Here is a 12,411-nt window from a genome sequence, read left to right on the forward strand (position 1 = left end):
TCTCCGTCTTCCAGATAAACCACCTTATCTGTATATTCTACAATCGGAGTGGCATCCGAAGCTAGAAAAAATTCATCTTCTCCAATACCCACCACCAACGGGCTGCTTTTACGGGCTGCGATAATCTCATCCGGATGCTCTTTATCAAGAACGGCAATCGCATAAGCACCAATCACCTCTCCCAGTGCCAACTGAACGGCGGCCAGCAAACTAACCTGATTGGTAACTTTCATGTATTCTATTAATTGAACGAGGACTTCGGTATCTGTACTGCTTTTAAAAATGTAGCCTTTGGCTTGAAGTTTTTCTTTGAGGACGGCGTAGTTTTCAATGATACCGTTATGAATGAGAGCGAGTTTTTCGGAAGAAGAGTAATGAGGATGGGCATTAGCTGAACAAGGTTCCCCGTGAGTGGCCCAACGGGTATGGGCAATTCCGATTGTACCGGAAATATCTTTCTGTGTGACGAAATTTTCGAGTTCGGAGACTTTCCCTTTCGTCTTATACACATTCAACTGTTGGTTATCACTGATTAATGCTACCCCTGCGCTGTCATATCCACGATACTCTAATCGTTTCAACCCTTTTATAAGGATGGGGTAGGCTTTTCTTTTACCAATATAGCCTACTATTCCACACATATTATGATATTTTTATTTCGGCTGCAAATATACACATTCCAAATAACATAAAGATAATAATTTCGATATTTATTTGACAGAAACGCATAAAAAAGTTACAAACACATCAAAACGTTAAATAATACAATCTTTTTATCTCAAAAAGAAACAAATTACAATCACTTTCAAATAATAGATAGCAAGCTAACAAATTAAAAGCTATTCAAATGATTTTAATTACAAATTAAAAGAATAAAGAACAGACTTTGTTTTTCGTGTCACAGAAAGGTAACATTTTACTATCATTATGAAATTAAATATTTATTTTTGCCAAACATTTTGATACATCAAATAGGTATTATCATACAATAAAGCTAGTAAGAATGAAGAAACAAGAACTTTTTAACAACGAAACAGAAGGATTCCCTTACCAACGACAGTCCAAACAGACGGGCTTGTACGAAGCGGCATACGAACACGATGCCTGCGGTGTTGGTATGCTGGTAAACATTCACGGAGAAAAGTCACACGACATTGTTGAGTCGGCTTTAAAGGTATTGGAGAACATGCGCCACCGTGGCGCCGAGGGTGCGGACAACAAGACCGGAGACGGTGCAGGCATTATGTTACAAATCCCGCATGAGTTTATTCTATTACAAGGTATTCCCGTTCCGGAAAAGGGACGTTATGGTACCGGTCTGCTTTTTCTGCCCAAAAATGAAAAAGACCAGTCAGCTATTTTGAGTATCATCATCGAAGAAATCGAAAAGGAAGGACTTACGCTGATGCATCTGCGAAACGTCCCGACCTGCCCGGAAATCCTAGGAGAAGCAGCTTTGGCTAATGAGCCGGATATCAAACAGATGTTTGTCACCGGATTTACGGAAACAGAGACCGCCGACCGCAAGCTATATCTAATCCGTAAGAGAATCGAAAATAAAATCCGGATGTCAGCCATTCCGACAAAAGAGGACTTTTATATTGTTTCGCTCTCCACAAAAAGCATTATATATAAAGGTATGCTTTCGTCATTACAGCTACGCAACTATTATCCCGACCTGACAAATAGTTACTTTACCAGCGGACTGGCTTTGGTACATTCCCGCTTCAGTACCAACACGTTCCCGACATGGGGATTGGCACAGCCTTTCCGTCTTCTGGCACACAATGGCGAAATCAATACGATTCGCGGTAACCGCGGCTGGATGGAAGCCCGCGAAAGTGTACTATCCTCTCCCACTCTCGGAGATATAAAAGAAATTCGTCCTATTATACAGCCGGGTATGAGTGACAGTGCTTCACTGGATAATGTCTTGGAATTTTTAGTAATGTCGGGATTGAGCCTGCCTCACGCAATGGCAATGCTTGTACCGGAGTCTTTCAATGAGAAAAATCCCATCAGTGAAGATTTGAAGTCTTTTTATGAATACCACTCTATACTAATGGAACCTTGGGACGGACCTGCCGCCCTGCTGTTCAGCGACGGACGTTTTGCCGGTGGTATGCTCGACCGTAACGGCCTGCGTCCCGCCCGTTACCTGATTACGAAAAATGACATGATGGTGGTTGCTTCGGAAGTCGGCGTAATGGATTTCGAACCGGGAGATATTAAAGAAAAAGGACGGCTGCAACCGGGTAAGATTCTATTGGTTGACACGGAAAAGGGCGAAATATATTACGATGGTGAACTGAAAAAACAACTGGCGGAAGCTAAGCCTTACCGCACATGGCTGTCTACCAACCGTATCGAACTGGACGAATTGAAAAGCGGACGCAAAGTGCCTCATCATGTAGAGAACTACGACCGGATGCTCCGTACTTTCGGCTATTCAAAAGAGGACATCGAAAAACTGATTATGCCCATGGCCAGCACCGGCGCAGAGCCAATTCATTCAATGGGTAACGATACTCCTTTGGCAGTGCTTTCGGACAAACCGCAATTGCTTTACAATTATTTCCGCCAGCAATTCGCCCAAGTGACGAATCCACCGATCGACCCGCTACGCGAGGAACTGGTGATGTCATTGACGGAATATATCGGTGCTGTCGGCATGAACATTCTGACACCGAGCGAAAGCCACTGCAAGATGGTGCGTCTGAACCATCCGATTCTAAGCAATACCCAATTGGATATTCTATGTAATATCCGTTATAAAGGTTTTAAGACTGTAAAGCTTCCAATGCTTTTTGAAGTAAAGAAAGGAAAGGCCGGCCTTCAGGAAGCACTAAGCGAACTATGCAAAATGGCGGAAGAATCCGTGACGGAAGGCGTGAACTATATCATTCTGAGTGACCGTGATGTGGATGCCGACCATGCAGTAATCCCGTCTCTCTTAGCAGTAAGCGCTGTTCATCATCACCTGGTTTCCGTAGGCAAACGCGTTCAGACTGCACTGGTAGTAGAAAGCGGCGAGATACGCGAAGTGATGCACGCAGCCTTATTACTTGGTTTCGGAGCGAGCGCATTGAATCCGTATATGGCATTTGCAGTGCTTGACAAATTGGTGAAAGACAGAGATATACAATTGGACTATGCTACAGCCGAGAAAAATTATATCAAGTCCATCTGCAAAGGTTTATTCAAGATAATGAGTAAGATGGGTATCTCTACCATCCGTTCATACCGCGGTGCAAAGATTTTCGAAGCTGTCGGTTTGAGCGAAGAGTTAAGCAAGGCTTATTTCGGGGGACTCAGTTCACCGATTGGCGGTATCCGGTTGGAAGAGATTGCCAGAGATGCCATTGCTTTCCACGAAGAAGGCTTTGCCGAAAAAGTCAGCGGCTTATTGCCGAACAAAGGGTTATATTCTTTCCGCAAAGACGGAGAAAAGCATGCATGGAATCCCGAAACAATCAGTACGCTACAATTAGCTACCCGACTGGGCAGTTATAAGAAATTCAAAGAATATACCCACATGGTAGATGAAAAGGAGAAACCTATCTTCCTGCGTGATTTCCTGGGATTCCACCGCAATCCGATTTCTATCGACCAGGTAGAGCCGGTAGAGAATATCCTGCACCGTTTTGTTACGGGAGCCATGTCTTTCGGCTCTATCAGCAAAGAGGCTCATGAGGCAATGGCTATCGCCATGAATAAGATTCACGGACGCAGTAATACCGGTGAGGGCGGTGAAGACGCTTCCCGTTTTCAGCCGCTACCGGACGGCACTTCTTTGCGAAGTGCAATCAAGCAGGTTGCTTCGGGACGTTTTGGTGTAACGGCGGAATACTTGGTCAATGCAGACGAGATTCAGATTAAGATAGCCCAAGGAGCAAAACCGGGTGAAGGCGGACAACTTCCAGGATTCAAAGTAAACGACGTAATTGCCAAGACACGCCACTCTATTCCAGGAATTTCTCTGATTTCTCCCCCGCCCCATCACGATATTTATTCGATTGAGGATTTGGCTCAATTGATCTTCGATTTGAAAAACGTGAATCCACAAGCCAAAATTAGCGTAAAACTGGTTGCGGAAAGTGGTGTAGGCACGATTGCCGCGGGTGTGGCAAAGGCAAAAGCGGACTTAATCGTTATTTCCGGTGCCGAAGGGGGTACGGGAGCCTCTCCCGCTTCTTCTATCCGTTATGCGGGTATCTCTCCCGAACTGGGATTGAGCGAGACACAGCAGACATTGGTATTGAACGGACTCCGTGGTCAGGTGGTTCTGCAAGCTGACGGACAATTGAAAACCGGACGGGATATTATCTTAATGGCATTGATGGGAGCCGAAGAGTATGGTTTTGCCACTTCTGCACTGATTGTATTAGGTTGTGTGATGATGCGTAAATGTCATCAGAATACTTGTCCTGTGGGAGTTGCCACACAGAATGAGGAGTTACGTAAACGTTTCCATGGACGCAGTGAATATTTAGTCAACTTCTTCACATTCCTGGCGCAGGAAGTCCGTGAACATCTGGCCGAAATGGGATTCACCCGAATGGATGATATTATCGGACGTACAGACTTAATTGAACGTAAGTCCGGAGCAGATGACCAGAATCCGAAGCATGCGTTAATTGATTTCACCAAGATACTGGCACGTATTGATAACGTTGCTGCCATTCGTCATGTCACCGACCAGGATCATGGAATCTCTGCTGTAAAGGATGTGGCTATCATTGATGCCGCTCAAGATGCTATTGAACACGAGAAAGAAATCTCCCTGGAATATACGATCGCAAATACAGACCGGGCAATAGGCGCCATGCTTTCAGGAGTTATCGCGAAGAAACATGGTGCCAAGGGATTGCCGGAGCACACGCTGAATGTGAAATTCAAAGGCTCGGCAGGCCAGTCTTTCGGTGCTTTCCTTGTACCGGGCGTCAACTTCAAACTGGAAGGTGAAGCGAACGATTATTTGGGTAAAGGGCTGAGTGGAGGACGTATTGCCGTACTTCCCCCTATCCGTAGTAACTTCGAAGCTGACAGGAATACTATTGCAGGTAATACATTGCTTTATGGTGCCACAAGTGGTGAAGTGTATATCAACGGACGTGTAGGAGAACGTTTCGCTGTACGCAACTCGGGTGCCATCGCTGTAGTGGAAGGTGTAGGCGACCACTGTTGCGAATATATGACCGGCGGACGCGTCGTAGTCCTCGGGCAGACCGGACGTAACTTTGCTGCCGGTATGAGTGGCGGTGTAGCCTATGTATGGAACAAAGACGATAACTTCGATTATTTTTGTAATATGGAGATGGTGGAATTATCCCTTATCGAAGAGGCAAGCTACCGGAAAGAATTACACGAACTGATTCGTCAACACTACCTGTACACAGGTTCCAAACTGGCACGAACAATGCTTGATGACTGGAATCATTATGTAGATCAATTCATCCAGGTAGTACCCATCGAATACAAAAAAGTATTGCAGGAAGAACAGATGAGAAAGTTACAACAGAAAATTGCAGATATGCAAAGAGACTATTAACCATCAACCGGCAAGGTACCGGAACCAGTTTTCTATGACTAAAATTAAACTTAAAAACTTAAAAAGAATATGGGAGACCCTAGAGCTTTTTTAAATATACCCCGGCAGGAAGCGGGATACCGCCCTGTAAGCGAACGAATCACTGATTACAGTCAGGTAGAACAAACGTTGAATACAAACAGCCGTAAGTTGCAGGCTTCCCGCTGCATGGATTGTGGCGTACCGTTCTGCCACTGGGCATGCCCGATAGGGAATAAACAACCGGAATGGCAGGATGCATTATTCAAAGGAAAATGGAAAGAGGCATACGAAATCCTGTCATCTACTTGTGATTTTCCAGAATTTACAGGACGTATCTGTCCTGCCCTCTGTGAAAAATCCTGTGTGCTAAAACTGTCATGCGACCAACCTGTGACGATTCGTGAAAACGAAGCGGCCATTGTTGAAGCAGCTTTCCGCGAAGGATATATACAGGTACAAAACCCGAAAAGAAACGGGAAAAAAGTAGCGGTTATTGGTGCGGGGCCTGCCGGACTGGTTGTAGCGAACCAGTTGAATCTGAAAGGATACAGTGTTACATTATTCGATAAGGACGAAGCTCCCGGCGGACTGCTCCGCTTCGGCATCCCCAACTTCAAACTGGATAAGAATGTGATTGACCGCCGCATGAATATATTAGTTGCGGAAGGAGTAAAGTTTGAAATGGGAGTAGAAATTGATGTCAATCACTTGCCGGAAGGATTCGATGCTTATTGTATCTGCACAGGAACACCGACAGCACGCGATTTAAGCATTCCGGGAAGAGAATTGAAAGGTATCCATTTTGCCCTCGAAATGCTGGCTCAACAAAACAGGATTTTGGCAGGGCAGACTTTCCCAAAAGATAAATTAGTGAATGCCAAAGGAAAAAAGGTGCTTGTCATCGGTGGTGGAGATACGGGGTCCGATTGTATCGGAACCAGCGTGCGCCAGGGAGCCATTAGTGTAACTCAAATTGAAATCATGCCCAAACCACCTGTGGGACATAATCCGGCTACTCCGTGGCCGCAATGGCCGATAGTCTTCAAAACGACTTCCAGCCACGAAGAAGGTTGCACACGCCGTTGGTGCCTGACTTCCAACCAGTTCCTCGGAAAGAATGGAAAAGTGACAGGCGTAGAAGTAGAAGAGGTGGAATGGGTTCCGGCAACAAACGGTGAACGCCCGACAATGAAACCTACCGGAAAAAAAGAGGTAATAGAGGCGGATATGGTATTGTTGGCTATGGGATTCTTGAAACCGGAGCAACCGCAATTTGCCGATAATGTATTTCTTGCCGGAGATGCAGCTACCGGAGCCAGTTTGGTAGTACGCGCCATGGCAGGCGGACGGAAAGCCGCCACAGAGATAGATGCTTATTTAATGACTAAAAATTAAAGTTATGTGTGGAATAGCAGGTATACTCAACATAAAAGCCCAAACCAAGGAGCTAAGAGATAAAGCACTGAAAATGGCTCAGAAAATCCGTCATCGCGGGCCGGACTGGAGCGGAATCTATGTAGGCGGAAGTGCCATCCTGGCACACGAACGTCTTTCTATTGTCGACCCGCAAAGTGGCGGGCAACCCTTATACTCGCCCGACCGTAAACAGGTGCTCGCCGTAAACGGTGAAATCTACAACCACCGCGATATTCGTGCAAAATATGCCGGGAAATATGATTTTCAAACAGGCAGTGATTGCGAGGTTATTCTTGCCCTTTATAAAGATAAAGGTATCCATTTCCTGGAAGATATCAGCGGTATCTTTGCCTTTGTCCTTTATGACGAAGAGAAAGATGAGTTCCTGATTGCCCGTGACCCTATCGGCGTCATACCTTTATATATAGGTAAAGACAAAGACGGAAAAATCTACTTCGGCAGCGAACTGAAAGCTCTTGAGGGATTTTGCGATGAATACGAATTATTCCTTCCGGGACATTACTATTACAGTAAAGAAGGAAAAATGAAACGATGGTATTCACGTAGCTGGACAGAATATGAAACAGTAAAAGATAACGATGCGAAAGCCGACGATGTGAAAAAAGCATTGGAAGATGCCGTTCATCGTCAGTTAATGAGTGATGTACCTTACGGAGTACTTCTTTCCGGTGGCCTGGACAGTTCTGTCATTTCCGCCATTGCGAAGAAATATGCAGCCAAACGTATAGAAACAGACGGAGCAAGTGATGCATGGTGGCCGCAACTTCATTCTTTCGCCATCGGTTTGAAAGGTGCACCCGACCTGATAAAAGCGCGTGAGGTCGCTGAATATATAGGTACGGTACATCACGAAATAAACTACACCGTGCAGGAAGGGCTGGATGCAATCCGTGACGTTATCTATTTTATCGAAACATATGATGTAACCACCGTGCGGGCTTCCACTCCTATGTATCTATTGGCACGTGTCATCAAGTCCATGGGTATCAAGATGGTGTTGAGCGGTGAAGGTGCCGATGAAGTTTTCGGTGGTTATCTCTATTTTCACAAAGCCCCTACTCCACAGGCATTCCACGAAGAAACAGTACGTAAACTATCGAAACTACATATGTATGATTGTCTCCGAGCCAACAAAAGTTTATCGGCCTGGGGTGTAGAGGGACGTGTCCCCTTCCTCGATAAAGAGTTTCTTGATGTAGCAATGACGCTGAATCCGAAAGCCAAAATGTGTCCCGGAAAAGAAATTGAAAAGAAAATCGTACGTGAGGCTTTCGCCGATATGCTGCCGGAAAGCGTGGCATGGAGACAGAAAGAGCAATTCAGTGACGGTGTAGGATATTCCTGGATTGATACATTGAAAGAAATAACCACCGCTGCGGTAAGTGACGAACAAATGACACACGCAGCCGAACGTTTCCCAATCAATACTCCACAAAATAAGGAAGAATATTATTACCGCAGCATCTTTGAAGAGCATTTCCCCAGCGAAAGTGCGGCCCGCTGCGTACCGAGTGTTCCTAGTGTAGCCTGCTCTACAGCAGAAGCGCTGGCATGGGATATTGCCTTCAAAAATCTGAACGAGCCAAGCGGACGCGCAGTAAAAGGAATACATGAAGAAGCCTATACTTAACTCGTCAAAAAGTAATAGAATGGATTATTTCTGTTACTCTTTTGTAGCATTTCTATTCTAAAATTCCAAGGATTAACGCAGATTAGCACATTATTGTCTGATTTGCGTTTTCTTTTTTATAATTTTGAAGCCAAACCCAATTAATCTATTAAACCTTTTAAAGACCAAACAAATGAATTTAAAGAAAATGATGATGGCTTCTGCCCTTTTAGTAACTACTTGCTGTATGCAGGCACAGACAAAAGTAATTGCCCACCGTGGTTTTTGGAAAACTCCGGGTTCATCACAAAACAGTATAACCGCACTTCAAAAAGCAGATTCCATCGGCTGCTACGGTTCAGAATTTGACGTATGGATTGCCAAAGACAACAAGTTGGTTGTCAACCATGACCCCGTTTATAAAATGCGGCCAATGGAATATTCCAAAGGGGATGCACTGACCGGACTGAAACTCTCCAACGGAGAAAACTTGCCTAGTTTAAAGCAATATCTGGAAGCAGGAAAAAAATGCAATGCCAAATTGATACTTGAGCTTAAAGCGCATAGCACCAAGAAACGTGAGACAAAAGCCGTACAGGAAATTCTTGCTATGGTAAAGAGTATGGGATTGGAAAACCGAATGGAATATATCACTTTCTCTCTGCATGCTATGAAAGAATTTATCCGCCTGGCACCTGCCGGAACTCCGGTATTTTATCTGAATGGTGAATTATCTCCAAAAGAATTGAAAGAACTTGGTGCTGCCGGACTTGACTATCACATGGGAGTGATAAAGAAACACCCCGAATGGATTAAAGAAGCTCATGACCTTGGCCTGAAAGTTAATGTATGGACAGTGGACGAAGCAGAGGACATGAAATGGCTGATTGAAAATAAAGTAGACTTCATCACTACCAATGAACCGGTTGTCTTGCAGGAAATCTTAAAATAAACCGGTCTTCAGATACAAACAGCGTGGATAAAGTGGGCATCAACACTCATTTCATCCACGTTTTTACATAAAAATATATCAGGCAGTATCATTATTTGAAATCATCTAATACATCTTTCAGCTCTTCCACCGTCAGTTCTCCTACCTGCCGCCACAGTTCATGCCCTTTATGCAATAAAAGAAAAGCAGGTACAGTCTCTACATTATGTGCATCAGCCACTACTCTGCTTTCTTCTGCATTCACTCTTATCAATTCTACCGTTCTCTTTTCGTAAGTACGGAGTACAGGGCCTATCCACTCATAATGAGGCGACCAATCCGCATAGAATACAACCAAAACTAAATGGTTGGTTCTTGCTGCCACTTCTAGTTGTTTTTGTATATCCATAATCTTCTATATTATAATATTGTATGTGGTAGAACAATGAATATAGAAAAAGGTTCTATCATGAGAAAACACCTCAAAAAACTTCATATATTATGGAAGAATATGCAAGACACATCTGTTAAATAATAATTTCAAAGAATCAACCGCCATATTATTTCATTTTAAAACTTAGATAGCATATATAGAAAACGATTGAAAGTTTCCTAAAAACAAATAGAGATTAGATATACTTTCATATAAAATACAAACCAAAAAGTCATATCTTTGCAACGTTATAAAACAAAAGGATATAACAAGAGATAAATAAAAAGCAAAATGACAACCAAAATCAAGTTCACAAAAATGCATGGAGCGGGAAATGACTACATATACGTAGACATCACCAAATGTCCGGTAGCAGCCCCTGAAAAGAAAGCAATCAAATGGAGCAAGTTTCATACAGGAATTGGAAGTGACGGACTCATTTTGATTGGAAACTCTGATAAGGCTGATTTCAGTATGCGTATTTTCAATGCAGACGGTTCGGAAGCCATGATGTGTGGCAACGGAAGCCGTTGCGTAGGCAAATATGTATATGAATACGGCCTAACCGATAAAACAGAAATCACACTGGATACATTGTCGGGAATTAAAATACTGAAACTTCACGTAGAAGGGAAAACAGTTACCGCAGTTACAGTAGATATGGGCCGTCCGTTGGAAACAGGAGAAGTTCATTTTGAAGAGAAGTATCCTTTCCGGTCAACTAAAGTATCAATGGGAAATCCTCATCTAGTTACTTTTGTGGATGATATTACCCGAATTAATTTACCGGAAATCGGTCCTGAACTGGAGAATTATCATCTTTTCCCTGATAGAACAAATGTAGAGTTTGCACAAATTGTCGGCAAAGACACCATACGGATGAGAGTTTGGGAAAGAGGTTCAGGAATTACCCAAGCTTGCGGGACAGGCGCTTGCGCCACAGCAGTAGCCGCCTTCATCAACGGGCTTGCAGGAAGAAAAAGCAATATAATAATGGACGGCGGCACAGTCATCGTTGAATGGGATGAAGCATCGGGACATATATTGATGACGGGACCGGCAACCAAAGTCTTCGATGGGGAAATTGAAGAAGTTGAGAGTTGAAAATGAATACTGTATAGAAACTTAAAACAATAACAATATGGCATTAGTAAACGAACATTTTTTGAAATTACCGGGCAGTTACTTGTTCTCGGATATAGCGAAAAAGGTAAATACGTTCAGGATAACGCATCCCAAACAGGACATCATCCGGCTAGGTATCGGCGATGTAACTCAGCCACTTCCCAAAGCCTGTACCGAAGCAATGCACAAAGCGGTAGAAGAACTTGCCAGTAAGGATACATTCCGCGGATATGGCCCTGAACAGGGATATGATTTTTTGATTGAAGCAATTATAAAGAATGATTTTGCCCCACGCGGGATTCACTTTTCCGCTTCCGAGATATTTGTCAGCGACGGGGCAAAAAGCGATACCGGGAACATTGGTGATATTCTTCGCCATGACAATAGCGTAGGCGTTACAGACCCCATCTATCCGGTATATATAGACAGCAATGTCATGTGCGGACGTGCCGGAGTATTGGAAGAGGAAACGGGCAAATGGAGCAACGTCACATATATGCCCTGTACGAGTGAAAACAACTTCATTCCTGAAATCCCGGACAAACGAATAGATATTGTCTATCTCTGCTATCCGAACAACCCAACCGGCACAACACTAACCAAACCGGAACTGAAGAAATGGGTGAACTATGCTTTGGCAAACGACACGTTAATCCTGTTTGATGCCGCATATGAAGCATATATCCAGGACGAAAACGTCCCCCACTCTATCTACGAAATTAAAGGGGCGAAGAAATGTGCCATTGAATTCCGTAGCTTCTCAAAGACAGCAGGATTCACCGGAGTACGTTGCGGATACACGGTAGTACCGAAAGAGCTTACTGCCGCAACGTTGGAAGGCGACCGCATCCCGCTCAACAGATTATGGAACCGCCGCCAGTGCACCAAGTTCAACGGTACTTCCTACATCACCCAACGGGCTGCGGAAGCTGTTTACAGTGCGGAAGGCAAGGCACAGATTAAAGAAACGATTAACTATTATATGACCAACGCAAAAATCATGAAGGAAGGACTGGAAGCTACCGGATTGAAAGTTTACGGTGGAGTGAACGCGCCCTATTTATGGGTGAAAACTCCGAATGGCCTATCCTCATGGCGATTCTTTGAACAGATGTTGTATGAAGCCAATGTTGTCGGCACTCCCGGTGTGGGCTTCGGACCAAGTGGCGAGGGATATATCCGCCTAACCGCTTTTGGTGAACGCAACGACTGTATTGAAGCTATGAGAAGAATAAAAAACTGGCTCTGATAGTATTTCGCGCGCTACTATATACATGGACCGTACATCCACATTTTTCTAACTT

Annotated in this window: 8 protein-coding genes; 6 read left to right on the top strand and 2 right to left on the bottom strand. The window is 44.1% G+C overall.

Annotation, left to right across the window (positions count from 1 at the left end; genetic code table 11):
- A partial coding sequence (locus RDN93_RS20220) for a class II glutamine amidotransferase (protein WP_308747160.1) occupies positions 1-641 on the bottom strand: 641 nt, incomplete at its 3' end.
- 362 nt (positions 642-1,003) lie between these two features.
- Here RDN93_RS20220 and gltB point away from each other — a divergent pair.
- The 4 genes from gltB to RDN93_RS20240 all read left to right on the top strand — a co-directional run bounded on the left by gltB (position 1,004) and on the right by RDN93_RS20240 (position 9,570).
- Entirely contained in the window at positions 1,004-5,551 is a 4,548-nt protein-coding gene (gene gltB, locus RDN93_RS20225) for a glutamate synthase large subunit (protein WP_308747161.1), read from the top strand.
- A gap of 69 nt (positions 5,552-5,620) precedes the next feature.
- Positions 5,621-6,967 carry a glutamate synthase subunit beta gene (locus RDN93_RS20230; protein ID WP_308747162.1) on the top strand — a complete coding sequence of 449 codons (1,347 nt, stop codon included), beginning with the start codon at positions 5,621-5,623 and terminating at the stop codon, positions 6,965-6,967.
- Positions 6,968-6,971: 4 nt separating this feature from the next.
- Positions 6,972-8,639 carry an asparagine synthase B gene (gene asnB, locus RDN93_RS20235; RefSeq protein ID WP_308747163.1) on the top strand — a complete coding sequence of 556 codons (1,668 nt, stop codon included), beginning with the start codon at positions 6,972-6,974 and terminating at the stop codon, positions 8,637-8,639.
- A gap of 172 nt (positions 8,640-8,811) precedes the next feature.
- A complete protein-coding gene (locus tag RDN93_RS20240; RefSeq protein ID WP_308747164.1) occupies positions 8,812-9,570 on the top strand; it encodes a glycerophosphodiester phosphodiesterase family protein in 759 nt (252 codons plus the stop codon).
- A 91-nt stretch (positions 9,571-9,661) separates the two neighbouring features.
- On the opposite strand, the gene RDN93_RS20245 is transcribed toward RDN93_RS20240, so the two are convergent.
- A complete protein-coding gene (locus RDN93_RS20245) occupies positions 9,662-9,958 on the bottom strand; it encodes a thioredoxin family protein (protein WP_308747165.1) in 297 nt (98 codons plus the stop codon).
- Between the two features lie 315 nt (positions 9,959-10,273).
- Between RDN93_RS20245 and dapF the strand changes: the two genes are divergently transcribed.
- Positions 10,274-11,086: a diaminopimelate epimerase gene (dapF, locus tag RDN93_RS20250; RefSeq protein ID WP_308747166.1), complete on the top strand. Its 813-nt coding sequence runs from the start codon at positions 10,274-10,276 to the stop codon at positions 11,084-11,086.
- A 37-nt stretch (positions 11,087-11,123) separates the two neighbouring features.
- On the top strand, positions 11,124-12,356 hold the full coding sequence (locus tag RDN93_RS20255) for an LL-diaminopimelate aminotransferase (RefSeq protein ID WP_308747167.1): 1,233 nt from the start codon (positions 11,124-11,126) through the stop codon (positions 12,354-12,356).
- Positions 12,357-12,411 lie beyond the last annotated feature (55 nt).

Origin of the sequence: uncultured Bacteroides sp., assembly GCF_902491285.1 — a bacterium.
Lineage (GTDB): Bacteria > Bacteroidota > Bacteroidia > Bacteroidales > Bacteroidaceae > Bacteroides.